Annotated in this window: 20 protein-coding genes; 12 read left to right on the top strand and 8 right to left on the bottom strand. The window is 68.4% G+C overall.

Annotated elements, in window-relative coordinates; translation table 11 throughout:
* Positions 1 to 297 precede the first annotated feature (297 nt).
* Both rplJ and rplL read left to right on the top strand, forming a co-directional pair.
* Positions 298 to 813: a 50S ribosomal protein L10 gene (rplJ, locus tag ACEN2M_RS05545; RefSeq protein ID WP_130177228.1), complete on the top strand. Its 516-nt coding sequence runs from the start codon at positions 298 to 300 to the stop codon at positions 811 to 813.
* Positions 814 to 864: 51 nt separating this feature from the next.
* The gene (gene rplL, locus ACEN2M_RS05540) at positions 865 to 1248 is read left to right on the top strand and encodes a 50S ribosomal protein L7/L12 (protein ID WP_066592329.1); all 384 of its coding nucleotides are present in this window, start codon (positions 865 to 867) and stop codon (positions 1246 to 1248) included.
* Positions 1249 to 1553: 305 nt separating this feature from the next.
* Here rplL and ACEN2M_RS05535 read toward each other — a convergent pair whose 3' ends face one another.
* Positions 1554 to 2492: a hypothetical protein gene (locus ACEN2M_RS05535; protein ID WP_441647137.1), complete on the bottom strand. Its 939-nt coding sequence runs from the start codon at positions 2490 to 2492 to the stop codon at positions 1554 to 1556.
* A 372-nt stretch (positions 2493 to 2864) separates the two neighbouring features.
* Between ACEN2M_RS05535 and ACEN2M_RS05530 the strand changes: the two genes are divergently transcribed.
* Together ACEN2M_RS05530 and ACEN2M_RS05525 are read left to right on the top strand one after the other, a co-directional pair.
* Entirely contained in the window at positions 2865 to 3362 is a 498-nt protein-coding gene (locus tag ACEN2M_RS05530) for a MarR family winged helix-turn-helix transcriptional regulator (RefSeq protein ID WP_441647136.1), read from the top strand.
* Complete coding sequence (locus ACEN2M_RS05525; protein WP_441647135.1) at positions 3359 to 4696, top strand: MFS transporter; 1338 nt, start codon at positions 3359 to 3361, stop codon at positions 4694 to 4696. The genes ACEN2M_RS05530 and ACEN2M_RS05525 overlap by 4 nt, the downstream gene beginning before the upstream one ends.
* Before the next feature lie 65 nt (positions 4697 to 4761).
* Here the strand turns inward: ACEN2M_RS05525 and ACEN2M_RS05520 are convergent, their stop codons facing one another.
* Together ACEN2M_RS05520 and ACEN2M_RS05515 are read right to left on the bottom strand one after the other, a co-directional pair.
* The gene (locus ACEN2M_RS05520) at positions 4762 to 5688 is read right to left on the bottom strand and encodes a DNA-3-methyladenine glycosylase family protein (RefSeq protein WP_441647134.1); all 927 of its coding nucleotides are present in this window, start codon (positions 5686 to 5688) and stop codon (positions 4762 to 4764) included.
* Positions 5689 to 5819: 131 nt separating this feature from the next.
* A complete protein-coding gene (locus tag ACEN2M_RS05515; RefSeq protein ID WP_441647133.1) occupies positions 5820 to 6830 on the bottom strand; it encodes a LacI family DNA-binding transcriptional regulator in 1011 nt (336 codons plus the stop codon).
* A 308-nt stretch (positions 6831 to 7138) separates the two neighbouring features.
* Here ACEN2M_RS05515 and ACEN2M_RS05510 point away from each other — a divergent pair, with 308 nt between their 5' ends.
* The 4 genes from ACEN2M_RS05510 to ACEN2M_RS05495 all read left to right on the top strand — a co-directional run bounded on the left by ACEN2M_RS05510 (position 7139) and on the right by ACEN2M_RS05495 (position 12547).
* Positions 7139 to 8509 (top strand): ABC transporter substrate-binding protein, encoded by a 1371-nt coding sequence (locus ACEN2M_RS05510; protein ID WP_441647132.1) that lies wholly within the window; start codon positions 7139 to 7141, stop codon positions 8507 to 8509.
* Between the two features lie 102 nt (positions 8510 to 8611).
* Entirely contained in the window at positions 8612 to 9583 is a 972-nt protein-coding gene (locus ACEN2M_RS05505) for a carbohydrate ABC transporter permease (RefSeq protein WP_441647131.1), read from the top strand.
* Positions 9580 to 10563 (top strand): carbohydrate ABC transporter permease, encoded by a 984-nt coding sequence (locus ACEN2M_RS05500; RefSeq protein ID WP_441647130.1) that lies wholly within the window; start codon positions 9580 to 9582, stop codon positions 10561 to 10563. Before ACEN2M_RS05505 ends, ACEN2M_RS05500 begins: the two co-directional genes overlap by 4 nt.
* A 91-nt stretch (positions 10564 to 10654) precedes the next feature.
* Entirely contained in the window at positions 10655 to 12547 is a 1893-nt protein-coding gene (locus ACEN2M_RS05495; RefSeq protein ID WP_441647129.1) for an ABC transporter ATP-binding protein, read from the top strand.
* 107 nt (positions 12548 to 12654) lie between these two features.
* Here ACEN2M_RS05495 and ACEN2M_RS05490 read toward each other — a convergent pair whose 3' ends face one another.
* Positions 12655 to 13311, bottom strand: coding sequence for a DUF305 domain-containing protein (locus ACEN2M_RS05490; RefSeq protein ID WP_441647128.1), 657 nt, complete (start codon positions 13309 to 13311; stop codon positions 12655 to 12657).
* A complete protein-coding gene (locus ACEN2M_RS05485) occupies positions 13292 to 13978 on the bottom strand; it encodes a DUF3105 domain-containing protein (protein ID WP_441647127.1) in 687 nt (228 codons plus the stop codon). The genes ACEN2M_RS05490 and ACEN2M_RS05485 overlap by 20 nt, the downstream gene beginning before the upstream one ends.
* Positions 13979 to 14248: 270 nt before the next feature.
* On the opposite strand from ACEN2M_RS05485, the gene ACEN2M_RS05480 reads away from it, so the two are divergent.
* Positions 14249 to 15613 (top strand): cystathionine beta-synthase, encoded by a 1365-nt coding sequence (locus ACEN2M_RS05480; protein WP_441647126.1) that lies wholly within the window; start codon positions 14249 to 14251, stop codon positions 15611 to 15613.
* A 62-nt stretch (positions 15614 to 15675) separates the two neighbouring features.
* The gene (locus ACEN2M_RS05475) at positions 15676 to 16836 is read left to right on the top strand and encodes a cystathionine gamma-synthase (RefSeq protein ID WP_441647125.1); all 1161 of its coding nucleotides are present in this window, start codon (positions 15676 to 15678) and stop codon (positions 16834 to 16836) included.
* A 38-nt stretch (positions 16837 to 16874) separates the two neighbouring features.
* Here the strand turns inward: ACEN2M_RS05475 and ACEN2M_RS05470 are convergent, their stop codons facing one another.
* From ACEN2M_RS05470 to ACEN2M_RS05460, 3 genes are all read right to left on the bottom strand, one after another.
* Positions 16875 to 17936 (bottom strand): hypothetical protein, encoded by a 1062-nt coding sequence (locus ACEN2M_RS05470; protein ID WP_441647124.1) that lies wholly within the window; start codon positions 17934 to 17936, stop codon positions 16875 to 16877.
* A gap of 135 nt (positions 17937 to 18071) precedes the next feature.
* Positions 18072 to 20009 (bottom strand): glycoside hydrolase family 53 protein, encoded by a 1938-nt coding sequence (locus ACEN2M_RS05465; RefSeq protein ID WP_441647123.1) that lies wholly within the window; start codon positions 20007 to 20009, stop codon positions 18072 to 18074.
* 96 nt (positions 20010 to 20105) lie between these two features.
* Positions 20106 to 22136 (bottom strand): beta-galactosidase, encoded by a 2031-nt coding sequence (locus ACEN2M_RS05460; RefSeq protein ID WP_441647122.1) that lies wholly within the window; start codon positions 22134 to 22136, stop codon positions 20106 to 20108.
* A gap of 193 nt (positions 22137 to 22329) precedes the next feature.
* Here ACEN2M_RS05460 and ACEN2M_RS05455 point away from each other — a divergent pair, with 193 nt between their 5' ends.
* Both ACEN2M_RS05455 and ACEN2M_RS05450 read left to right on the top strand, forming a co-directional pair.
* Positions 22330 to 23631 (top strand): ABC transporter substrate-binding protein, encoded by a 1302-nt coding sequence (locus tag ACEN2M_RS05455; RefSeq protein WP_441647121.1) that lies wholly within the window; start codon positions 22330 to 22332, stop codon positions 23629 to 23631.
* A gap of 170 nt (positions 23632 to 23801) precedes the next feature.
* Complete coding sequence (locus ACEN2M_RS05450) at positions 23802 to 24770, top strand: carbohydrate ABC transporter permease (RefSeq protein ID WP_441647120.1); 969 nt, start codon at positions 23802 to 23804, stop codon at positions 24768 to 24770.
* Position 24771 lies beyond the last annotated feature (1 nt).

Raw genomic sequence — 24771 nt, 5'->3', positions numbered from 1 at the left:
ACAGAGGTCAACTATAAATACATAGTGGACTTATGTCAACTAGTTTTGGGGGATTGGCCCCCGGACGGCCGATTTGCGCCGAGGGACGCGCATCCCGTAGGGTGGGGAACAGCCAAAGACCGCCGGTTGTCGCTGCCCAGAAATGGAAAAGCGATCGAAGGTTCATTCACGTGAACGGCCCGCGCAGGTGTTCGAAGTTATCCAGTCATCGACTGGCCTCAGCTCCGGCGCTTGCGCTGGGGCTTTTTTCATGTCTGCGCCCCGGGCTACCGGCACATGAATATCTAGAGGAGCGCCATGGCGAACAAGGAAGCAACGGTCGCCGAGCTGCAGGAGAAATTCCAGAGCTCGACCGCCGTTCTGCTCACCGAGTACCGCGGACTCACTGTTGCGAAGCTCAAGGAGCTGCGCACGTCCATCAGTGAGGACGCCACGTACGCCGTGGTAAAGAACACGCTCACCAAGATCGCGGCCAACAACGCCGGCATCACGTCTTTCGACGAGGAGCTCGTTGGTCCGTCCGCTATCGCTTTCGTACACGGTGACCCTGTCGCCGTCGCGAAGACCCTGCGTGCCTTTACCAAGGCAAACCCTCTCCTGGTTGTCAAGGGTGGTTACTTCGACGGTAACCCCCTGACCGCCGCAGAGGTAGGCAAGCTCGCCGACCTCGAGTCCCGTGAAGTTCTGCTCGGCAAGCTTGCCGGCGCCTTCAAGGCCTCGCTGTTCGGAGCCGCATATCTGTTCAACGCACCGCTGTCGAAGGCTGTTCGCACCATCGACGCGCTGCGTGAAAAGCAGGAGTCCGCGAACTAGGCATCTGCCTGTACCGCGGTGAGTAACTAAGAAACTAATAGGAGAAAAATCATGGCAAAGCTTTCCACTGAAGAGCTGCTCGAGCAGTTCAAGGGCCTCACCCTCATCGAGCTCTCCGAGTTCGTCAAGGCATTCGAGGAGACCTTCGAGGTCACCGCGGCTGCACCCGTCGCCGTCGCCGGAGCCGCTGGCCCCGCCGCCGCTGCCGAAGAGGTCGAAGAGCAGAGCGCGTTCGACGTCATCCTCGACGCCGTTGGCGACAAGAAGATCCAGGTCATCAAGGTTGTGCGCGAGCTCACCAGCCTGGGCCTCGGCGAGGCCAAGGCCGTTGTCGATGGCGCGCCGAAGGCCGTCCTCGAGGGCGTTGCGAAGGAAGCTGCCGAGAAGGCAAAGGCTTCCCTCGAGGCCGCTGGCGCCACCGTCACCCTCAAGTAATCACTCCCCGCAAGGGGTTGGTTCTTCAGGTGTAACGGCATAGCCGACTCACTAGCGACGGGCGTCGCATCCCCCCGGGGATGCGGCGCCCGTCGCAGTTAACCTCGGCCCCACCCGCCCTGCGCCCCGCGCCCCGCCCGGCGCCCCCGCCCCGCCCCGCCCGGCGCCCCCGCCATGACTGGCCCATTTTTGCTAGTCAATACCCCTCCCGCACTAGCCATTCCGGGCCACCCATAGTCGCCTCCGCCGTGACTGGCCCATTTTTGCTAGTCGACGGGGCTGTCGCACTAGCCGATTCGGGCGAGTCAAGTCTCGGAGGGCAGGCCCACCAGCGGGGTGGCCAAGCGCGGCAACTGAGCGAGAGCGCGGATGCGCCGCACGAGCTCGGCCGGATTCCTCAGGTCGTCTGCGTTGAGCTCCATCAATCGCCAGCCCTGAGCCTCGAGCTTGGCTCGCCGGGTCATGTCGGCCCGCCACTGGCCCTTTGTCGTTCGGTGGTAATCGCCCTGGTATTCCAGAATGATCCGGTAGCGATCGATGACCAGGTCGGTTCGGGCCACGAATTCACCGAATTCGTCGGTCACGACGTGATTCACCCCGGACACCGGCAGTCCGGCCAGTTCCAGGATCGCCCGGAGGATGGACTCCGGAGCGGACTCCGACCGGTCGTTCAGAAGCTCACCGGCGTGGCGGAGCTTGCGCCGCACGCGTCGATTGAGCGGCCGGCCGAGGGCATCCGCCAGATCGAGCGCATCCACCAGCGGACGCCGCCAGTGGATGAGCGCGTCGCCGGCGGCGACCAGATCCAGCAGGGCGAGACTGTGCGCCAGGTCGAACCAGGTGCGCAGAGGCGTGGTCACTCGAAGCCCGGTCGAGAGCGTCATGAGGTCATGCGCTTCGACCTGCAGCGAGTGGCCGGCGATGCCGCGTGCGTGCGGGGCGCGGTGCGGGGCCGGAAACGCGATGTGCACCCGCCCGTCGGTGGCCATCTCGTAGGGCACCGGCATGTTGTGGAGCACTGCGGCGGTGCTGTGGCTGAAAAAGCTCTCCGGAGCGAGGCGCAGCTGGAAGAGCGCGCAACGTTCAGGCAGCGACAGGTCGTGACGGAAGGACCGGATGCCGGCTACCTCTGCGTTCAGGTCCGCCGCACGGAGCCTGTGTGCGGGCACCCCGGCGCGCTCGGCATGGCCGACGCTGAAGGCCGGTGTCGGCAGGTCTGGGGGGAGGGGGTGGCGTGCGCTCATGCGGAGACTGTTCCGTATTCGTGCGTTCGGTGCTCGAGTTGTCCACAGCCCCGCGTGCTGGCGGTCCCAGCCGGCCCGGCCCGAACCGGCCGCGCCCCTCATGACCGGCCCATTTTCGCTAGTGCGGGAGGGGTGGGCACTAGCGAAAACGGGCCACTCCTGGCGGGCGCCCGAGCCTCAGGTCATGGGTGGCCCACTTTTGCTAGTGTGCGTACCGTCGCAACTAGCAAATATGGGCCAGTCACGGGGGAGACCGGCGCCGGGGTGATGGGTGGCCCGGTTTTGCTAGTTCTGGAGGGTGTCGCACTAGCAAGAGTGGGCCAGTCATGGGGTGGGGTGGATATATAGCTCGGCTATGTATATAGTCGGGGGATGCCCGCAGAACTCACCGACATTCTTGGGGACCTGGTCTCCGTCAACCACCGCCTCACCCGCGTGGCCGCCCGCGCCGCCCGCGGCACCGAGTCGCCGGCCGTCTGGCGCACCCTCAGCGTGCTGCTCTCGTCCGGCGCGATCCGCCTGGGCGAGCTCGCCGACCTCAGCCGCGTCTCCCAGCCCACCATGACCAAGCTGGTGGGCAACCTCGTCGACCGCGGTTGGATCGAGCGCCAGAGCGATCCGGCCGACGCCCGCGTGAGCCGCACCGTCATCACTCCCGCCGGTGAGAAAGCGCTGATCAAGTGGCGCACCGAGCTGGCCGCCGCGCTGCTGCCCTACTTCGCCGACCTGCCCGCCGACGACGTCGAGACGCTCGAGCGGGCCGTCGCGATTCTGCGCGACAGGGTGGCGCTCACCGAACAACTGGATGCGCCCCAGCACCTCGGTGCCCTGCCTCGCGGGGCCATCTCGACCGGGGAGGCGGCCCGATGAGCGGCCAGAGCGCACCCGCCGCCGCCACCCAGGTCGCACCGACCACGGCCGCAGCCACCCGGGCCGAACCGACCATCCGGGCCACCACCACCCCCGGCCACAGCGCACCCGCCGGCACCAGCATCCTGCACCAGCCCACCGCCGTGTGGGCGGTGGCGTTCGCCTGCGTGATCGCGTTCATGGGCATCGGCCTCGTCGACCCGATCCTGCCGGCCATCGCAGCCGACCTCGCCGCGACACCCACCGAGACCGAGATGCTCTTCACGAGCTACCTGCTCATCACCGGGATCGCCATGTTCTTCACCAGCTGGCTGTCCAGCCGCATCGGCGCCAAGCGCACCCTGCTGATCGGGCTGGCCCTGATCGTGGTCTTCGCCCTCGCCGCCGGCCTGTCGCAGGACGTCGAGTCGATCATCGGCTTCCGCGCCGGCTGGGGACTGGGCAACGCCCTCTTCATCTCCACGGCGCTGGCCACGATCGTGGGCGCCGCCGCCGGCGGGACCTCCTCGGCGATCATCCTCTACGAGGCCGCCCTCGGCCTGGGCATCGCCATCGGGCCGCTGCTCGGCGGGCTGCTCGGCAGCATCAGCTGGCGCGGGCCGTTCTTCGGCAGCGCCACCCTCATGGCGGTGGGCTTCATCGCCATCGTCGTGCTGCTCAAGACCGAGGGGCCCAAGCCCGTGCCCACCCGGGTGTCCGCGCCCTTCCGGGCCCTCGCCCGGCCGGGCCTCGGCATCCTCGCGGCGGCCGCCCTGTTCTACAACATCGGTTTCTTCGTGCTGCTGGCCTACACGCCGTTCGCGCTCGTGCCGCTGGGCCTGGGCAGCGCGGTGAGCCTCGGCCTGGTCTTCTTCGGCTGGGGCCTCTCGCTCGCCGTCACCTCCGTCTGGGTGGCGCCCCTGCTCACCAAGCGGATGCGCCGCAGCCGGGTGCTCTGGCTCGTGCTGCCCCTGCTCGCCCTCGACCTGGCCGCCGCCGGGCTGTTCGTCGGCTCCGCCGCCGGACTGGTGCTCTGCGTGATCGTGGGCGGGCTGTTGCTCGGCGTGCTGAACACGGTGCTCACCGAGAGCGTGATGGAGGCCACCGACCTGCCGCGCAGTGTCGCGTCCTCGTCGTACTCCGGCGTGCGGTTCCTCGGCGGCGCGATCGCCCCGCCCGCGGCCACCCTGCTCGCCGACCACGTCAGCTCGGCGACGCCGTTCTACGCCGCCGGCGCATCCGTTCTGGTGGCGTTGCTGGTGATCGTGCTGGGCCGGCGCCACCTGGTTCGAGCCGATGGAGCCGTCGAGGACTCCCTCGAAGAGGCCGAGGCGATCGGCGCCGGCGACAGCTGACCGAGAGGCCCCTTGATCGCACGCTGCGCAGGTTCGCGGTTTCGCGGAGGCACCGCCCCGACCGGCTAGTGCGCGCGATGGTCCTGGATGGTCATCCGTGGGCCGTGCCGCGGGGCGCGGTACCCGCTGCCCAGGATGAGCCGCACCACGCGCTGGCGGTGGCCCGCGAAGGGTTCGAGCAGCTCGAGCATGCCGTCGTCGTCGACGGGCGACCCGGTCAGAGCCCAGCCCACCTTGGCGGCGAGGTGATAGTCGCCCACGCTCACCGAATCGGGATCGCCGTGCGAGCGCTGGGTCACCTCGGCGGCCGTCCAGCGGCCGACGCCGGGCAGGGACTGCAGCCGGCGCGCGGCGGTGACGGCGTCGACGGGGCGATCGAGCGATGCCGCCACGGCCGCGACGGTGACGGCCGTGCGCGAGCGGCGCGGATCGACGCCGGCCCGGTGCCAGTCCCAGGACGGCACCAACCGCCAGCGCTCCGGGCCGGGGGAGACCAGCATGCCCTCCGGCGCGGGCCCTGGCGCGACCTCGCCGTGTTGCCGGATCAGCCGGTACCAGGCCCGGTGGGCCTCGAGGATGGTGACCTTCTGTTCGATGATCGCGGGGATCAGGGCCTCGAAGACGAGCCCGGAGCGGCCCAGCCAGACGCCGGGGTTGCGCCGACGGACCTCGGCCAGGCCGGCGTGCGCACCGAGGTCGAGACCGGTCCAGTCGTCGCCGTCGCCGAGCAGGGCGGGCACCGCGGCGATGCACCACTCGGCGCCTGGCCCCCAGGCGCTGGCGTCGATCACGCCGTCGATCCCCTGCCGCAGCAGCAGGGTCACGGGACCCAGCGGCGTGCGCTGGGTGCGCCACAGGCCGGCGGCATCGGCGCGCGCGGTGGGGTCGCCCCGGCCACGGCGGTGCGGGGCCATGGTGGCCACCAGGTCCACCGTGCGCCGGGGCGCGTACCGCGTGGTGACCGCCGGCGCCGCGGCTGGATCGAAGTTCATCCCCTCGAGGTTAGTCCGCGCCGCTGACGGTCTGGGGCGACCACCCCAACTGTTGCCGCTGCGGACAAATGCATCCGGTGCGCCGGGACCACTTGTCCGCACGGGCAACAGTTGTGCTCGGTGGCCGGTGCTCAGCGCGGCGCGCTGGTGCTCGAGCGCATCACCAGGTTGGTCGGCGCGCGCGTGAGCCCGGGGGAGACCGGCACCGACGGTTGCTCGAGCGCCACCAGCAGGGACTGCACGGCCATCCTGGCCTGGTTGCGCGGGTGTTGTTCGATGGTGGTGAGCCTGAACATCTCGGCATACGGATGCCCGTCGATGCCGATCACCGACAGCTCGGACGGAACCTGGATGCCCAACTCCCTGGCCGCGACGATGAGGCCGATGGCGATCTCGTCGCTCGCCGCGAACACCGCCGTCGGCCGCCGGTGCGGGTCGCCGAACAGGGCCAGGCCGGCGCCGTATCCGCCGGGAACCGTGAAGGCACACGGCGCGAAACAGCCCTCGGTGGGCAGCCCGGCGGCCCGCATGGCCTCGTTGAAACCGCTCAGCCGCTTCGTGTGCACGGCGAAGTCCATCTGGTCCACCTGGTCACCGCCGATGTGACGGATGTCGGTGTGGCCGAGACTGAGCAGGTGTTCGGTGGCCAGCCGGGCGGCCGCGATGTCGTCGATCGCGATGGTGTGCACCCCGGGGATCTCGCCGCCGATGCCCACCAGGGGTCGGCCCAGCCGGTGCAGGAGCTGGACCTCGGCGTCGCTGAGCTCGACGCCGACGGAGATCACCCCGTCGAACCGCTTGCGGGCGAGGAAGAAATCGAAGACCCGCTCGCGCTCCACCGAGGGTTCGGGCAGGTTGTACAGCGTCATGTCATAGCCCTCGGCGAGGAGGGACTGCTCCAGGCTCTCGAGGATCTCGGAGAAGAACCACCGGCTGATGAACGGAATGATCACGCCGACGCTCTGGGTGCGTCCGGTCACCAGGCTGGCCGCATTGGGCGAGGCGACGTAGCCGATTTGGGCGGCGGCGGCGACGACCCTGCTGCGCGTCTCGTCCGACACGTAGCCGCGCCCGCTGAGGGCCCGGGAAGCCGTGGCCTTGGCGACACCGGCGAGGCGTGCGACATCCGCGATGGCGCTCATGCCAGCCTCCCCGTCGTTGGAACCGCTGTGCACACCATAGCCGCTCGGCGGCCGGGGTGGAATCGGTTCCAGAAAGTCGCAACCGAAGTGTGACCACCGCGCGCGGCACCACTCGTGAGAGCGCGACCTTTGCCAATTCGTAACCTATTCGGGCTTGTGGCGAGCGGATCTGTGCCGTACTTTATGGTGTGGAACCGGTTCCTTATGCAACCGTTTCCAGATTCGTGACCAGAGCACCCGCAACACACATTCGGCCCGACCGCACACCCCGGAACGGCCACAAGCAACACTCAACGAGGAGGATTTGCATGAGCGTGAAACAGCATCGCCGGCTCTTCGTCCCGATCGCTGCCGCGGCAGTGATGGGACTGGCTTTGACCGGCTGTACGGGCGACATCGCCGCCCAGACCGCAGAAGACACCGACTGCGCCGACTACGAGGCCTACGGCGAGTTCGAGGGCAACCCCGAAGTGACCATCGGCGGCACCATCCAGGATGACGAAGCCGACCGGCTCGTCCAGTCCTGGGCCGACTTCCAGGCGTGCACCGGCATCGCCGTGAACTACACGGGCACCAAGGAGTTCGAGGCTCAGATCGCCGTTCTCGCCGAGGGTGGCAGCGCCCCGGACATCGGAATCATTCCGCAGCCCGGCCTGTTCAACAAGCTCGCGGATGCGGGATTCCTGGAGCCTGCCCCCGAGGCAGTCGAAGCCAACGTGGACGAATGGTGGTCCGAGGCCTGGAAGGGCTACGGCACCGGCTCCGACGGCACCTTCTACTCCGCGCCGCTGATGGCGAGCATCAAGGGCTACGTCTGGTACTCCCCGACGGAGTTCGAGGAAAAGGGCTACGAGATTCCCAAGTCCCTCGATGAACTGAACGAGCTGACCGCCACCATCGCGGCCGACTCCGCTGAAGGCGCCAAGCCCTGGTGTGTGGGACTCGGCTCCGGCGACGCCACCGGCTGGCCGGGCACCGACTGGATCGAGGACTACGTCCTCCGTCAGGCCGGCGCGGAGACCTACGACAAGTGGGTCACCCACGAGATCCCGTTCAACGACCCGGCAATCGTCGAGGCGTTCAACTCGGTCGGCGAGACCATCCTCAACCCGGACTACGTCAACGGCGGACTGGGTGACGTGACGTCGCTCATCTCCACCGAGTTCGGCGATGCCGGCCTTCCGATCCTCGACGGCACCTGCTCGCTCCACCACCAGGCCTCGTTCTACGAGGGCTTCTGGAAGAACGCTGATGGCTCCGAGGTCACCGTCGCACCCGACGGCGATGTCTACGCCTTCCTGCTGCCGCCCGCAAAGGCCGGCGACCAGCAGGCCGTCACCGGTGGTGGCGAGTTCGTCGGAGCGTTCAAGTCGAGCGACGAGATCACCGCTGTGCTGACCTACCTCTCCAGCGACACCTGGGCGAACAACCGGGTCGAGCTGGGCGGCGTGATCAGCGCCAACACAGGTCTGGATGCCTCCCTGGCCTCCAGCGACATCCTGAAGCAGAGCGTGGAGATCCTGCAGGATCCCGACTCCGTGTTCCGCTTCGACGGCTCCGACCTCATGCCCGGCGCCGTTGGCACCGATTCCTTCTGGAAGGGCATCGTGGGCTGGGTTAGCGGCGACGACACCCAGAAGGTCGTCGACACCATCGAGTCGAGCTGGCCGAAGAGCTAGTTCCACTTATCGGGGTGGGTCCGCCGCGAGGCGGGCCCACCCCCGCATGACCCCCCACACTTCACACCACCCCCTCTCGACACCATTAGAAGGGTCCGGCCAATGACGACCGCAGATCTGCTCGGCAAGATAATTCAGGTGGTAGCGGCGCTTGCCGCCTTCTCGCTCGTTATCGGGCTTGTGCTGTTCCTTATCGACAAGGCGCCCAAACGCGGGCGCGACTACTGGCAACTCGCCTTCTTCCTGCTTCCCGCCCTGATCCTGCTGGCGGTCGGACTCATCTACCCCGCCTTCCGCACCTCGCTGCTGGCCTTCAGCAACAGCTCCGGCGACTGGGTGGGCGGCGAGAACTTCGTCTGGATGTTCACTCAGCCGGCAGCATTGATCACCCTCGGCAACACCGTGATCTGGGTCGTCGTGGTCCCGATCCTCTCCACCGCCATCGGCCTGGCCTACGCGATGTTCATCGACAAGTCCCGTGGCGAGAAATACTTCAAGGCTCTGGTCTTCATGCCCATGGCGATCTCGTTCGTCGGCGCCGGCATCATCTGGCGCTTCGTCTACGACTACAAGTCCGGCGGCAACGAACAGATCGGCCTGCTCAACCAGATCATGGTCTGGTTCGGCGCCGAACCCGTGCAGTGGCTGCAGACCTCGCCGATCAACACGTTCCTCCTGATCGTGGTGATGATCTGGATCCAGACCGGTTTCGCGATGGTCATCTGTTCCGCTGCCATCAAGGGCGTGCCGACCGAGCAGATCGAGGCCGCGCAGCTGGACGGCACCAACCCGTGGCAGCGGTTCACCAACGTGACCCTGCCGGGCATCCGCGGGTCGCTGGTCGTGGTGATCACCACCATCTCGATCGCCACCCTCAAGGTGTTCGACATCGTGCGCACCATGACCGCCGGTAACTTCAACACCAGCGTCATCGCCAACGAGATGTACACCCAGGCCTTCCGCGCCGGCGAGCAGGGCCGAGGCGCCGCGCTCGCGATCGTGCTGTTCCTGCTGGTGCTGCCGATCGTCATCTACAACGTACGAGTCCTGCGTCAGCAGAGGGAGATCCGATGAGCGACAACGTAGTCGACCTGCCCATCCCGGGCGCGACCAAGGCCAAGGCCGACACCACCGCCGAAGTGGTGGGCAAGTCCGCGCGGGTGAAGCGGCGGCTCACGTCGCGCACGGCTACGGTCGTGGCCCTCGTCATCGCGGTTCTGTGGACCCTGCCCACCTTCGGGCTGTTCATCTCGTCCTTCCGGCCGGCGGGCCTGATCAGCACCACCGGGTGGTGGACGATCTTCCAGAACCCCGGCTTCACCCTGGACAACTACCAGGAGGTGCTGTTCAGCACCTCGCAGTCGTCGCCGCAGCTGGGCGCCTACTTCGTGAACTCGCTGGCCATCGCCATCCCGGCCACGCTGTTCCCGCTGGTTCTCGCCGCGATGGCCGCGTACGCCTTCGCCTGGATCAAGTTCAAGTGGAGCGGCACCCTCTTCGTGCTGATCTTCGCCCTGCAGATCGTGCCGCTGCAGCTCGCGTTGATCCCGCTGCTGCAGATGTTCACCCAGTTCCTGCGACCCGGTCAAGCCTGGGTGCACGACCTGATCCCGATGATCCCCGAGCAGGGTTACCTGCCGGTGTGGATCGCGCACACGATCTTCGCGCTCCCGCTGGCGATCTTCCTGCTGCACAACTTCATCTCCGAGATCCCCGGCGAGGTCATCGAGGCGGCCCGGGTGGATGGCGCCAGCCACGGTCAGGTCTTCTTCCGCATCGTGCTGCCGCTGGCCGTTCCGGCGCTGGCATCGTTCGCGATCTTCCAGTTCCTCTGGGTCTGGAACGACCTGTTGGTGGCGTTGATCTTCTCGGGCGGTACCCAGGATGTGGCGCCGCTCACGCAGAGGTTGGCGGAACTCACCGGCACCAGAGGCCAGGACTGGCAACGTCTGACGGCGGCCGCGTTCGTGTCACTGATCGTGCCGCTGATCGTGTTCTTCAGCCTGCAGCGCTACTTCGTGCGCGGCCTGCTGGCCGGCTCGACCAAGGGATAACTCTCCAGCGTGACCGGCGCCGGCACTGGCACCGGCTGCGACGGACCGGCCCCGGGATTCCGGGGTCGGTCCGCTGTCTTAGAGTGAAACCATGAGCGGAACGCACGGTGGCGGGGGACGTCCCCCGGAAGAGTTCCGAGGGCGCCGCAACCGGGTCAGCGGTGATGACTCGGCCGCCCAGAAGGCGCAGAACGCCGAGGCGCCCGAGATCCCCAACCTGCTCGGACGCATCCGGGCCCTGTTCGCCCCGCACACGCGGAAGCTCATCGTCACCGTCATCCTGGTGCTGATCTCCGCGGGACTGTCGGTGCTGCCGCCGTTGCTCATCCAGCGGGCCTTCGACGACGGCCTGTTCCCACCATCCGGCGGCCCCAACCTGCCCACGCTGACCGTGCTGGTGGCCCTGATGATCGCGGCCTACCTCACCACGGCGCTGCTGGGCGTCTGGCAGACCTGGCTCACCGCCACCGTGGGCAACTCGGTGATGGGCGAACTGCGGGTGCGGCTGTTCACCCACCTGCAGGCGATGGAGCTGAGCTTCTTCACCCGCACCAAGACCGGCGTGATCCAGTCCCGGCTGCAGAACGACGTCGGCGGGGTGGCCAGCGTGCTCACCAACACGGTCTCCAGCGTGCTCGGCAACGCCGTCACCGTGATCGCCGCGTTCGTGGCGATGCTGCTGCTCAACTGGCAGCTGGCGATCGTTGCCGTGATCCTGATGCCGATCCTCGTGTTCGCGCAACGCCGGGTGGGCCAGGTGCGCGCGCGCATCGCCGGCAAGACCCAGGAGTCGCTCTCCGACATGACCGCCATCACCCAGGAGACCCTGAGCGTGTCCGGCATCCTGCTCTCCAAGAGTTTCACCCGGCAGAAGGCCGAGATCGCCCGGTACTCCGACGAGAACGACAACCAGGTGCACCTGCAGGTCAGCCAGCAGATGAGCGGCCAGTGGTTCTTCGCGATGGTCAGCATCTTCCTCTCCAGCATCCCGGCCATCGTCTACCTGGTCGCGGGCCTGCTACTCAGCAACGGCGCCACCGACATCACCGCGGGCACCGTCGTGGCGTTCACCACGGTGCAGGCCCGGCTGCTGTTCCCGCTGCTCGGCCTGATGCGGGTGGCCCTGGACCTGCAGACCTCCAGCGCCCTCTTCGCACGCATCTTCCAGTACCTCGACCTCACCCCGGCCATCACCGACGCACCCGACGCCCGCCCCGTGCCCGCTGTCACGGGCGGGGTGCGGTTCGACGCCGTCACCTTCGCCTACCCGGATGCCCCGGCCGACGCCCGGCCCACCCTCGACGCGGTCTCGTTCACGATCGAACCCGGCGCGTTCGCCGCCTTCGTCGGGCCCAGCGGCGCGGGCAAAACCACGGTGTCGTACCTGATCCCACGGTTCTACGAGGCCACCGGTGGCCGGGTGCTCTTCTCCGGGGTCGACGTGCGCGACCTCGAGCAGGAATCCCTGGTCTCGCACATCGGCATCGTCAGCCAGGAGACCTACCTCTTTCACGCGACCATCGCCGAGAACCTCCGGTACGCCAAGCCAGAGGCCACGGATGCCGAGCTCGAGATCGCCGCGCGGGCGGCGAACATCCACAACACCATCGCCTCGTTCCCGGATGGCTACGACACGCTGGTCGGCGAGCGGGGCTACCGGCTCTCCGGCGGGGAGAAGCAGCGGGTGGCGATAGCCCGGGTGCTGCTCAAGGACCCCGAGGTGCTGATCCTCGACGAGGCCACCAGCGCGCTCGACGCCATCTCGGAACGGGTGGTGCAGGCCGCGCTGGACACCGCCTCCCGCGGTCGCACGACCATCGCCATCGCCCACCGCCTCTCGACCGTCGTCACCGCGGACGTGATCTTCGTGGTCGACGGCGGCCGGGTGGTCGAGAGCGGCACCCACCGGGAGTTGCTCGCCGCCGGCGGCACCTATGCGTCCCTCTACGCCGAGCAGGCCCCCGAGCGGCTGCCCGAAGCCTGACCCGTTTCGCGAGCGCCCTCGCGAGAGCGGCCATGTGGCTGCGTCACGCCGCTGAGGCAACCACAACACCGCTTTCGCGACCAGGGGGGTTCGCGTGAGCGGGCCGGTCAGCGGGCGGCGAGCATCGATTCCATCAGGGCGATCTCGGCCTCTTGGGAGATGATCACCGAGTTGGCGAAGCCCAGGACCGAGGTGTTGTTGGCGCGGTCCTGCACGGCCTCGGCCATCTCCACGGCGCCGAGGTGGTGGGCGATCATCAGGGTGAGGAACTGGCGTTCGGCGTCGACACCGGTCGCCGCCGTGAGGGCGGCGATCTGCTCGCCGGTGGCGAGCCCCGGCATCGGTTCGCCCGGCGTGTGGGCGCCGTCGGTGTGGGCGTGCCCCGCATCGGAGCGGCCGGGCCGGGTCATCCAGGTCATCGACGGTTCGGGGCCGGCCTGGGACAGGTCCCACTCGGTGAGCCAGCCGTAGAGCTGGCCCGCCTGCTGCTGCTGGGTCAGGGCGATGTCGTAGCCGAGCCGGCGCACGGCCTCGTCGGTCGTGCGATCACGGATGATCATGGCCAGCTCCGCACCCTGCAGGTGGTGCACCTGCATGTCCCGCGCGAAGCCCGCTTCGGCGCTCGTTGCGGTGGGGGTGGGGTTGTCGATCGTGCTCAGCCGGCCGACCGAGAAGCCGATCAGCCCGACCAGGGCAACCGCGACCGCCGCCGCAACGATGAGGGTGATGCGGCGGGCGCCCGGACTACGCCTTGCCGGGGGCATCGACACCGCCGGTGCACGGGGCGCCGGGCTCCGGCACCGAGTTGCTCTGCCAGTACTCCTCGATGAACTCCGCGATCCGCTCGTCATCCGCGGAGTCGACCGCCAGCTGGGTGTTCCAGCCGCTCAGGACGATGGGGGAGGGCAGGTCGTCGAACGGGGACAGCACGACGTAGGTGGACGGCAGGAGGTCACGCAGCGTGGTCAGGTCGGCGTCACTGATGGCGGCGTCGTAGGTGATCCACAGCGCACCGTGTTCCAGGGCGTGCACGGCATACTCGTTGGGCACGGGTTCGGTGTAGACGCCGCAGTTCAGCCAGGTGGGGTTGTGCTCACCGCCGGCCGGAGGGGTCTGCGGGTAGGTGACCGCGGTCTGAACGTGGGCGGAGCTGTTCTCGAAGGTCTCCACTCCCTCGATCGCGGTGCCGTCGCCGCCGGCGGAGTAGCTCGGCGCCTGCGGGGTGAGCACAATCGAGGTGATCAGCAGGCCGATGACGGCGACGGCCACCGTGATCCCGCTGATCAGGCCGATGCGCCGGTTGCGGGCGCTGCGCTTCTGCTCCCGGTGGTACTGCTCGAGCTTCTGGGCGCGCTGCGCGGCCCGTTGCTGCTTGACGCCGGGCTTGGGCGACGACGTTCCGGATGAGCCGGCGGGCGGGGCAGGGGTCACGAGGGGCCTCTTTCATTTGCTGTGCTCTCATTCGAACGCATAGACCAGCGCTCACCCTTCCCTGGAACGCGATCTCACAGACGGTTCTCAGGCTGGTCGGGGTCGGCGCAGCCGGACTAGAGTGAGGGGGTGATCATCCTGACGTCGTGTCCCTGTCGCTGCTGTCTCTAGCCGACTCGCGCACCTCACCTTCGGTTCCAGGACCACTCTCCCGGCCGGCGGATACGCCTGCATCGTTCCGCGCCACGTCACTCGACGTAAGGACCATCAATGAAAATCGCTGACACCATCCTCGACCTCATCGGCAACACGCCGCTGGTCAAGCTGCACAAGGTCACGGAAGGCGTTTCCGCCACCGTGCTCGTCAAGCTCGAATACCTCAACCCCGGCGGGTCCGCCAAAGACCGCATCGCCACCCGCATCATCGACGCCGCCGAACGCGACGGAAGCCTGTTGCCCGGCGGCACGATCGTCGAGCCCACCTCGGGCAACACCGGCGTCGGCCTGGCCCTGGTGGCCCAGCAGCGCGGCTACAAGTGCATCTTTGTGCTGCCGGACAAGGTCGGCGAAGACAAGCGCAACGTGCTCACCGCGTACGGCGCCGAGATCGTCGTGACGCCGACATCCGTGGCGCCCGACGACCCGGAGTCGTACTACAGCGTCTCGGACCGCCTCACCAAGGAGATCCCCGGCGCCTTCAAGCCCAACCAGTACGCCAACCCGAACGGGCCGCTCAGCCACTACGAGTCGACCGGGCCGGAGATCTGGCGCGACACCGACGGCACCGTCACCCACTTCGTAGCCGGCGTGGGCACCGGCGGCACCATCACCGGAACCGGCCGCTACCTGCGCGAGGTGTCGAACGATGCCGTGCGCATCATCGGCGCCGACCCCGAGGGATCGGTGTACTCCGGCGGCACCGGCCGGCCCTACCTCGTCGAGGGTGTCGGCGAGGACTTCTGGCCCGGAGCGTACGACCCGGCCGTGCCGCACGAGATCATCGCTGTCTCCGACGCGGATTCCTTCGCCATGACCCGCCGTCTCGCCCTCGAGGAGGGCATCCTGGTGGGCGGATCGAGCGGAATGGCTGTCGTCGCCGCGTTGCGCGCCGCGAAGGACCTGCCCGCCGACGCCGTGGTCGTGGTGCTGCTGCCGGACGGCGGTCGCGGCTACCTGGGCAAGATCTTCAACGACGGCTGGATGCGCAGCTACGGTTTCTCCAACGCGCCCGCCGGCCACACCGTCGCCGACCTGCTGCACTCCAAAACCGGCACCCTGCCGGCGTTCGTCTACGTGCACCCGAACGACACCGTGCGCGACGCCATCGAGACGATGACCTCGGCGAGCGTGTCGCAATTGCTCGTGCTCGCCGCCAAGCCGCCCGTGGTGATGGGCGAGGTGGTGGGGTCGCTCGACGAGCGCAGCCTGATGGGCCGGGTGTTCTCCGGCGAGGCCAAGCTCACCGACAAGGTGGGTTCGATCGTGGGCGACGCGTTGCCGTTGATCGGCGTGAACGAGCCCGTCGGTTCCGCTCGCGCCGCCTTCGCCGAGCACGACGCCCTGCTCGTCACCGACGGTGGCAAGCCGCTCGGCGTGATCACCCGGCACGACCTGCTCACCTACCTCAGCGTTTAGCTCCCGCCCGCGCCGACCAGCGCCAGGCCGGACACGTCCCGAATTGTGAAAGAGACCACACCATGAGCACGACCGAGAACAAGAAGTTCAACACCATCGCAATCCACGCCGGCCAGGAGTTCGACCCGAGCACCGGTGCCGTCATCCCGCCGATCTACCAGACCTCCACCTACGTGCAGGAGAGCATCGGCGTGCTCCGCGGCGGCTACGAGTACAGCCGCGGCGGCAACCCCACCCGCACGTCGCTGGAGACCATGCTCGCCGCGCTCGAGGGCGGCAAGCACGGGCTCTCCTTCGCCAGCGGCCTTGCCGCCGAGGACAGCCTGCTGCGCGCCGTGCTCGTTCCCGGCGACCACGTGGTGCTCGGCAACGACGTCTACGGCGGAACGCACCGGCTGATCAATCGGGTGCACGGCGCCTGGGGCGTGCGCAACACCACCGTGGAGATGAGCGACCTGGCCGCCGTCGAGGCCGCGATCATCCCCGGCGAGACCAAGATCCTCTGGGTGGAGACGCCGAGCAACCCGCTCATGAAGATCAGCGACGTCGCGGGTCTCGTGGAGGTCGGCCACCGGCACGGCGTGCTCGTGGTGGTCGACAACACCTTCGCGTCCCCGGCCCTGCAACAGCCGCTGGCCCTCGGCGCCGACGTGGTCGTGCACTCCACCACCAAGTACCTCGGCGGGCACTCCGACGTCATCGGCGGCGGCCTGGTGATGAACGACGACGACCTCGCCGAGAAGACCGCGTTCATCCAGTTCGCGGCCGGCCCGGTATCGGCGCCGCTGGACGCCTGGCTCACCGTGCGCGGCATCAAGACCCTCGCGGTGCGGATGGAACGGCACAGCAGCAACGCCCTCACCATCGCCCGGTACCTGCAGACGCACCCGGCGATCGAGAAGGTCTACTACCCGGGTCTGGAGAGCCACCCCGGCCACGAACTCGCCAAGCGCCAGATGAGCGCGTTCGGCGGCATGCTGTCCCTCGCGTTCAAGGGCGGCGAGAGCGCGGCCCGCCTCTTCGCCGAATCGATGGAGCTGTTCCAGCTCGCCGAATCGCTCGGCGGTGTCGAGTCCCTGGTGAACTACCCGTCCGAGATGACCCACGCCTCCGTGCGGGGCACCGAGCTCGAAGTGGCCACCAACATCGTGCGCCTGTCGGTGGGCATCGAAGACATTGACGACCTGCTCGCCGACCTCGCTCAGGCGCTGCCCGCCGAGTGACGTTCGGGGCGCCCGCCCTCGATGGATGCGGCGGGCGCCTACCCGATGCGGGTCAGGACCGTGAACGACATCGCTGAATCCGACCCGTTGATGCAGGTCTGGTACAGCAGGTCGTAGCCGCGGGGCACGTCGCTGGTGCCGTCGGTGTGCGCGTCGAGAACCGCGACGACGTCGCCCACCAGATAGGAGCCCGAGCGCACTCCGGTGAGCGTGATGACGGTGCCGCTGCCCGGGAATGCCGAGCCGCCGCAGGACCAGTGCTCCGCGATGACCGCCACGCCGTAGCGCGCGGCGACGTCGACGGCCCCGTTGCAGGCGTCGATCTCGGTTTGGAATCCGCTGGTCCAGACGTGTTTGGCGAGCGTCGCTGCGCCCGACGTCGCGGTGCCGCCGGTGCCCGGTCCACCGGATGCACCGGCGCCCTCGACCGTGGCGATGGCGGGTTCGGCCGCGACGCGAGCGGCTTGGGCCTGCGCCGCTTGTGCCGCCTCCTCGACCGCCAGGCGCTCCTGCTCGGCCTGCCAGTCGGCCACGGCGGCCGCGACGGCCTCGGTCGCCCGAGCGAGTTCGTCGGTGAGCGCGGCCAGTGAGTCGTCGATCCCGCTCTGCAGCCGGCCGGCGGCCGCGCTGAAGTCGGCCCAGGCCGAGAAATAGCTTCCGGTGCTCCGGTGCGAGTCCACCAGGCGGCCGGCCTGGTCGAGTACGCCATCGGCCCGCGCGGCCTCGATCGTGGTGGAGCGGATGACGGCGGCCAACTCCGCCCGCGTGCCTTCGGTGAGTACCCGGCCGGCGCTGTCGGCCAGCGCGACGCGGGCCGGCGCCAGCACCGCGACTGCGTCGCCGATCATCGAGGCGGCGGAATCCCGTTGCGCCGTGAAGGCACCGACGGCGCTGAGATACGGCTCTGACGTCGCCATCGGCGCGCCGGCTTCCGATGGGAATGCCGCGGAAGCGGCGGGGGAGGCGGGGGCAGCGAGGGCGAGCCCGCCGGCCAGCAGCAGAAGTGGGGCGCCCAGAGCTGCGAGCCAGGCGCGCGCCCGGCGGCGCACGGTGGGACGCCGGGCGGCTGGTGTGCCCGTGGGAGTTCTCAACGACCTCATGGCGCTCGCCCCTAGGCCGCCCACCTTCGGGAGTGGGCGGCCCAGACAGTAAACGCCCAAACGGTGAAACTGAATAGTCCTCAGGTGAGACTAGAGACGCGCGCCGGCCGTGGCGCCGCCCGGAAGCCCGCCCGGTCAGCGCCGGGGAATGCGTGCTGCTGCGCCCTGGTGGCGCGACCGGCGCGCCCAGATCAGGGCCAGGAGCCCGGCGAACAATGCGCCCGCCGCCACCGATCCGATCACGGCAGCGTTGGTGCCGGTGCTGGCCAGTGCTCGCGGGGTTCCGGAGCTCACGGTGACACTATCGACGGCGTCGCCGGTCACGGCCGGCGCGGCCGGTGCGGTGGGGTCGGCTTCGGTTGTCGGGTCTGGCAGGATGACCGGGTCGATCGCCGGGTCGGGGTTCGGCACGACCGGCGGCACCGGCACCATCACGGCGGGTGTCGTGGGATCGGCCGCGAACTCGAGGAGCGCCGGCAGCGCCAGTCCGTCGTAGTCGAAGACGGCCTGGTTCTCCCAGGCGTTGCCGGAGGCGGGGTCGGCCGGGTCCCAGCCCGCGCCGGGAACGGCGGTCCATGCCGGCTCCCAGTAGACGACGCCCAGGCCGCGTCCGCCCGGAGCCGCGGCGACGACATCCTGAACGGCCCGGAAGTTGGCCGCCTGCCCAGCCGGAGTCGCCGGGTACCCGGTCACCAGCATGGCCGGGTCGGTGACGACGTTCTCCCAGGCCGGATTGGCGTCGTCGGCCAGGGTGAACGGGTACGAGGTCTCCACGACCAGGACGTCGCGGTCGTACCGGTCGGAGAGCACGGTGACGGCGTTCTGCAGGTCGGCGAGAGTGCCGTGCCAGTAGCCGTAGTACGACAACCCGACCAGATCGAAGGGCACGGACCTGGCGGTGACCTCGTCGAACCACCAGGTGAGGCCGCCGATGCCGTTGTTGATGTTGGTGAGGTGCAGGAGCACCTTCGTCGTCGGGCTGACCGCCGTGACGGCGGTGGACCCGGCGGTGAGGAAGCCCGCCAGGGTGTCCCACTGCGCGCCGGTGACGGTGTCGGTGCTGTCGACGTCCCAGGTCTGGCCCAGCGGCCAGAGCATGCCGGGGTTGATTTCGTTGCCGACCTGGGCGGCGTACGGCGTGACGCCGGCATCCACCAGGGCGGTCATCACCGCTGTGGTGTAGTCGGTGAGGGCCACTGTCATCTGCGCGGCGGTCATACCCACCCAGGCCGCGGGCACGCCCTGCGCGCCCGGGTCGGTCCACCGGTCTGAGTAGTGGAAGTCGACGAGCACCTGCATGCCGGCGGCCTCGGCGCGGAGCGCCATCGCCACGACATCGGCGGTGTCGTTGTAGCCGTCGGCCGGGTCGACCCAGACCTTGAGGCGCACGAGGTTGGCGCCGGCGTCGGCGAAGGCCTCCACCGGATCGACCGCGGAACCGTCGGCGCCGAAATAGCCGGCCCCGTGGTCTTCGTTGCGGGGCACACCCGACAGGTCGGCGCCGCGGATGTCCCTGGTCACTTGGCCGGCGGCCAGCGTCACGGAGTCCAGACTGGCCCAGGCGCCGGCGCCGTCAGTGCTGAGGGCGACCGTGCACGAGTCCCCGGCGACGTACGCGCTCACCGAGAGCTGCAGCCACCTGTCGTCGGTTTCGGTGGACGGCACGGTGGTGCTGCCGTCCAGCGTGCATCCGGTGGTCACCAGGTGGGAGGAGCCGACCGGTCCGCCGGATTTCACCGCCGCGCTGAAGGTCCACCAGCCCGGGGTGAGGCCGGTGACCGTGTGCGCCGTCGTGACATTGCCGGCCGCGGCCAACCACTGGTTGAGCCGGTGGTCCGAGGCCTGCCCGCCCGGCTCGACCGTGGCGGCCCCCAGGGTGCCCGTGCTGGTCCAGCCGTCCAGGCCGGACTCGAATCCCGCGTTGCCGACCTCGGGTGCCGGCGCGGCCGCGGCCGGAGCGACGGCGAGGGGGGCCAGGCCCACACCGGACCCGATCAGAACGGCCGCCGCACCTCCCACGATCGTGACGAGTCTGGAACGTCGCCGGGCGGCGTGGGACCAGGGTGCTTTCATGTGTCCTCCTTGACAGATACAGCGGATGCAGCGTGGGCGGTGCGGTGGTGAGTCTGGGGGCCGGGGCGCGGACCAGTCACGCGCCCCGGCGGGGTGCTACCTGGCGCGGTGAACCACCCGGGTCGAGCCGGCCGGCACGAGCACGGTGCCGGCGGCCGCGGCCCCGGTGAGCAGCTCGGTGCCGGTGGCCGGGCAGGACTGGTCGGCATCCGTGTGGTTGATCAGGAACAGGAACTCGTCGGTGTCGGTGGACCTGGTGATGGTCTCGACGCCGTCGATGCCCAGGGCCGCGTCGATGCCGGCGGTGTTGAGCGCGTCCAGCAGCAGCGAGTCCAGGTCGGCACCGGTGAGCTTGGTCGAGATGTACCAGGCCGACCCCGCACCGAAGGCGTTGCGGGTGAGGGCCGGGCCGCCGGCCGCGGGGCCGTCCAGGTAGCGGGCCAGGACCTCGGCGGTGGAGACCTCGATGTCGTCGGTCCAGGCGGTTCCGGTGCGGGAGTCGCTGAGGGTGACGGTCTCATTCTCGTGCAGCGGCAGGAATTCGGGGATGGCGAGGCCGAGCACCTCGCGCAGCGCACCGGGCGCTGCGCCGGGGTAGACGGTGTCGTTGGTGTCGACGATGCCCGAGAAGTAGGAGACGACCAGGTGACCGCCGTCCCGCACGTAGCCGGTGAGATTGGCCGCTGCCTCGGTGCCCACCAGGTAGAGGCTGGGCGCGATGACGAGGTCGTAACCGCTCAGGTCGTTGGTCGGATGCGCGAAGTCCACCGACACGTTGCGGTTCCAGAGCGCCGTGTAGAAGGCCTCCAGGCGTTCCCGGTGGCCGAGCTCGGCACTCGGGCGCCACTCGAAGTCCTGGGCCCAGAACGACTCGGTGTCCCAGAGCAACGCGACACGGGCGTGCACGCGGGAGCCGCGCACGGCTTCGAGCGAGCCGAGGGTTTCGCCGAGGGCGACGACCTCGCGCCAGACCCGGGTCTCGGCTCCGGCGTGCGGCAGCATGGCGGAGTGGAACTTCTCGACCCCGAACCTGGAGGCCCGGAACTGGAAGAACAGGATGCCGTCGGCGCCTCGGGCCAGGTGGGACAGTGAATTGCGGGCCATCTCGCCGGCGCGCTTGGCGATGTTGCGGGGCTGCCAGTTCACCGCTCCGGTGGAGTGCTCCATCAGGATCCAGGGTGCCCCGCCGGCCAGCGACCTGGTGAGGTCGGCATCCATCGCCAACAGCACGTGGTTGTCGGCGCGTTCGGCCACCAGGTAGTGGTCGTTGGCGACGATGTCCACCTCACGGGCCCACTTCCAGTAGTCGGCCGAGAGGCAGTTCGTGGCCATGAAGTTGGTGGTCACCGGGATGTCCGGGGTGAACCGGCGGATGACGTCGCGCTCGTTGATGTAGCACTCGAGCAGCGCATCGGAGGTGAACCGGTGGAAGTCCAGGCGCTGGGCCTGGTTGCTGACCGAGGCGGACTGGCGCGGCGCGTCGATTTCGTCCCACTCGCCGTAGACCTGGCCCCAGAAGGTGGTGCCCCACTTCTGATTGAGGGTGTCGAGGGTGCCGTAGCGCTTCTGCAGCCACACCCTGAAGGCGGCGACCGAGTGGTCGTCGTAGGAATCACTGATCGGGGCGCCGTATTCGTTGTGCACGTGCCAGAGCACCAGCGCCGGGTGCTTGCCGTACCGGCGGGCGAGCTGCTCGGTGATGGCGGCTGCGGCACGACGGTAGTCGGGGCTGGACGGGCTGACCATGCCGCGGGAGCCGTTGCCCAGCGTAGAGCCGCCCCGGGTGACCGGCCGCGAGTCAGGGTACTTCTTCCAGAACCAGGCCGGCGGTGCGGCGGTCGGGGTGGCCAGGTCGATGTCGATGCCGGCCTCGTGCAGCAGAGTGAAGATGTCGTCGAGCTGGCTGAAGTTGTACTCACCCTCACGCGGTTCCAGGATGCCCCAGGCGAAGATCGCGATGCTGACCAGGTTGATGCCGGCCTGCTTCATCAGCTTGATGTCTTCCAGCCAGGTCTCCCGCGGCCATTGTTCCGGGTTGTAATCGCCGCCGTAGCGGAGGCCGGTCGTGCCCGTCAACCACCGGTCCGTCGTGGGAGGGCTGGCTGGGGATGGGGTGTGGATCGACATTGGTCTGAGACTCCTTCTACTGTGTGCGCTCCCAGTTCTAGCACAGGCAATCGGCATAATCTAGGCGAATGCCGCATGTTGACAACGAAAGATTTGTGTGAATTACTAGTACCGCTCCCAGTTGGCCCCGAGAATCCTCGAGACGGCAGCAGGGCGCCAACACACAGCACCCAGCTTTCATCAAGGAGGACGAATGCGTACGTCAATTCGGGTAGGAGCAGTGGCCATGGCCACCGCCGCAGCGCTGCTCATGTCAGGTTGTTCGGCAAACACGGGCGGAGGTGACGACGGCCCCGTCGAATTGAACTACTGGGCGTGGGCCCCGAACCTCGAAAAGGTCGTGGACATCTGGAACGCGGAGAACCCCGACATCCAGGTCACCGTTCAGAAGCAGGACGGCGGCGACCCGGCGATCACCAAGCTGCTCACGGCCATCAAGGCCGGCAGCGGTGCCCCCGACCTGATTCAGGCCGAGTACCAGAAGATCCCCACCCTGGTCTCGTCGGATGCCCTGGCTGACCTGTCCGAGTACGGCGCCGGCGACATCGAGGATTCCTTCGCCGCCGGCGTCTGGGACTCCGTCACCCTGGGGTCCGACGCGATCTACGCCATCCCGCAGGACAGCGGACCCATGATGTTCTTCTACCGGGCCGACATCCTCGAGCAGCTCGGCCTGGCCGTGCCCACAACGTGGGACGAATACGCCGAGGTCGCTCGCGCCGTGCACGCTGCGGACCCGTCCAAGTACCTGGGCACGTTCTCGTCGAACGACGCGGGCTGGTTCACCGGCATGGCGCAGCAGGCCGGCGCCTCCTGGTGGGGCATCGACGGCGACGCCTGGAGCGTCGACATCGCCGAGACCCCCACCGAGACCGTCGCCGGTTACTGGGGCGGCCTCGTTGAAGAGGGCGTCATCGACAACAAGCCGATGTACACCCCCGAGTGGAACGCCGGACTCAACAACGGCGAACAGGTGGGCTGGCTCAGCGCCGTCTGGGCGCCGGGCGTACTCGGCGGCAACGCCGCAGACACCGCCGGCCTCTGGCAGGCCGCTCCCATGCCGCAGTGGGATGTCGACGCACCCGCAACGGGCAACTGGGGCGGATCGTCTACGGCCGTGACCACGCAGTCCGATCACCAGGAGGAAGCCACCAAGTTCGCCACCTGGCTGAACACCGACGCTGACGCCGTGCAGGCCCTGGTCAAGACGTCGGGCATCTATCCCGCCGACGCCGAGCAGGCCAAGGCCGCGCTCACCGCGCCGCCGGAGTTCTTCAGCAACCAGCCGGACTTCTACGATGTGGCCGCACAGGTGGCGGACACCGTGAGCCCGTTCACCTATGGCCCCAATGTGAACGTGGCGTACAGCGCCTACAACGACGAGTTCGCCAAGGCCGCCGACGCCAAGACGAAGAGCGCCTTCCTCGATGCCGTCGCCGCGATGCAGAAGATCACCACCGCCGACATGAAGAAGAGCGGCTTCACGGTCAAGTAGACGGTCGAATCGACGGTCGAATAGTCGGCCGAACAGGCCCTCGAGTAGACAGTCGAATAACCCAGCGCGGCTCACGCCTCGCTGGTGGGGAGTCCGCCGGCCACCGGGTCGGCGGACTCCCCGCACCATCCATCACCACCACCTAAGATCGCGCCGATTGAGGACAACTCGTGACAGTGACAGAGGCCCCCGCGGCCACCAGGAGCAGCAGCCCGCCGGTACGCCGGGGGCGCGGCACCTTTCGTTCGAGGGTGCTGGTGCCCTACGCGATGCTGGCGCCCGGCATCATCCTCTTCGTGGCGTTCATGGCCGCGCCCATCGTCTACACGCTGTTCCTGAGCTTTCAGAAGACCAAGGTGTCCGGCCTCGGACTCGGCTCCGGTGCCCGCAGCACGGTGTTCGCCGGGATCGACAACTACGTCACGACCCTCACGAACACCGAGTTCGGCGCCAGCGTCGGACGGGTGCTGATCTACGGCTTCATCCTGATTCCGCTGATGCTCGGCCTCGCGCTGCTCTTCGCGTTGCTGCTTGATTCCCGGCGCACCCGCGCCGCCGGCTTCTCCCGCACCGCCATCTTCCTGCCCTACGCCGTGCCCGCTGTCATCAGCTCGCTGCTCTGGGGCTTCCTCTACCTTCCGGCCGTGAGCCCGTTCTACTTCGTCTTCGAGAAGCTGGGCTGGGATGTGCCGTCGCTCCTCTCCTCGGGAGGCGTGACCTTCGCCATCGCCAACATCGCCCTCTGGGGCGGCGTGGGCTTCAACATGATCGTGATGTACACCTCGCTCAAATCGGTGCCGTCCGACATCTACGAGGCCGCCAAACTCGACGGCGCCAGCGAGGTGCAGATCGCGCTCCGCATCAAAATCCCCATCATCGCCCCGGCGATCGTGATGACAGCGCTGTTCTCCATGGTCGCCACCCTGCAGGTGTTCGCCGAGCCCACCACGCTCCGCCCGCTCACCAACTCGCTGTCCACCAGCTGGTCGCCGCTGATGCTGGTCTACCGGGATGCCTTCACCCGCGACGACATCTACTCGGCCGCCGCCACCTCGATCGTCATCGCCCTGGTGACCTTCGCCTTCTCATTCCTGTTCCTGCGCGTCGTGCAGAAACGTGCCTTCGGCCAGGAGGACTGAC

It is taken from the genome of Cryobacterium sp. W22_MBD10_FK3 (assembly GCF_052113745.1).
GTDB lineage: Bacteria > Actinomycetota > Actinomycetes > Actinomycetales > Microbacteriaceae > Cryobacterium.
This window is presented reverse-complemented; position numbering and strand designations above follow the sequence as displayed.

Excerpts from the sequence above, each read along its gene's own strand:
- rplJ (WP_130177228.1), top strand. The coding sequence starts at position 298 with ATGGCGAACAAGGAAGCAACGGTCGCCGAGCTGCAGGAGAAATTCCAG.
- rplL (WP_066592329.1), top strand. The coding sequence starts at position 865 with ATGGCAAAGCTTTCCACTGAAGAGCTGCTCGAGCAGTTCAAGGGCCTC.
- ACEN2M_RS05535 (WP_441647137.1), bottom strand. The coding sequence starts at position 2,492 with ATGAGCGCACGCCACCCCCTCCCCCCAGACCTGCCGACACCGGCCTTC.
- ACEN2M_RS05530 (WP_441647136.1), top strand. The coding sequence starts at position 2,865 with ATGCCCGCAGAACTCACCGACATTCTTGGGGACCTGGTCTCCGTCAAC.
- ACEN2M_RS05525 (WP_441647135.1), top strand. The coding sequence starts at position 3,359 with ATGAGCGGCCAGAGCGCACCCGCCGCCGCCACCCAGGTCGCACCGACC.
- ACEN2M_RS05520 (WP_441647134.1), bottom strand. The coding sequence starts at position 5,688 with ATGAACTTCGATCCAGCCGCGGCGCCGGCGGTCACCACGCGGTACGCG.
- ACEN2M_RS05515 (WP_441647133.1), bottom strand. The coding sequence starts at position 6,830 with ATGAGCGCCATCGCGGATGTCGCACGCCTCGCCGGTGTCGCCAAGGCC.
- ACEN2M_RS05510 (WP_441647132.1), top strand. The coding sequence starts at position 7,139 with ATGAGCGTGAAACAGCATCGCCGGCTCTTCGTCCCGATCGCTGCCGCG.
- ACEN2M_RS05505 (WP_441647131.1), top strand. The coding sequence starts at position 8,612 with ATGACGACCGCAGATCTGCTCGGCAAGATAATTCAGGTGGTAGCGGCG.
- ACEN2M_RS05500 (WP_441647130.1), top strand. The coding sequence starts at position 9,580 with ATGAGCGACAACGTAGTCGACCTGCCCATCCCGGGCGCGACCAAGGCC.
- ACEN2M_RS05495 (WP_441647129.1), top strand. The coding sequence starts at position 10,655 with ATGAGCGGAACGCACGGTGGCGGGGGACGTCCCCCGGAAGAGTTCCGA.
- ACEN2M_RS05490 (WP_441647128.1), bottom strand. The coding sequence starts at position 13,311 with ATGCCCCCGGCAAGGCGTAGTCCGGGCGCCCGCCGCATCACCCTCATC.
- ACEN2M_RS05480 (WP_441647126.1), top strand. The coding sequence starts at position 14,249 with ATGAAAATCGCTGACACCATCCTCGACCTCATCGGCAACACGCCGCTG.
- ACEN2M_RS05475 (WP_441647125.1), top strand. The coding sequence starts at position 15,676 with ATGAGCACGACCGAGAACAAGAAGTTCAACACCATCGCAATCCACGCC.
- ACEN2M_RS05470 (WP_441647124.1), bottom strand. The coding sequence starts at position 17,936 with ATGAGGTCGTTGAGAACTCCCACGGGCACACCAGCCGCCCGGCGTCCC.
- ACEN2M_RS05465 (WP_441647123.1), bottom strand. The coding sequence starts at position 20,009 with ATGAAAGCACCCTGGTCCCACGCCGCCCGGCGACGTTCCAGACTCGTC.
- ACEN2M_RS05460 (WP_441647122.1), bottom strand. The coding sequence starts at position 22,136 with ATGTCGATCCACACCCCATCCCCAGCCAGCCCTCCCACGACGGACCGG.
- ACEN2M_RS05455 (WP_441647121.1), top strand. The coding sequence starts at position 22,330 with ATGCGTACGTCAATTCGGGTAGGAGCAGTGGCCATGGCCACCGCCGCA.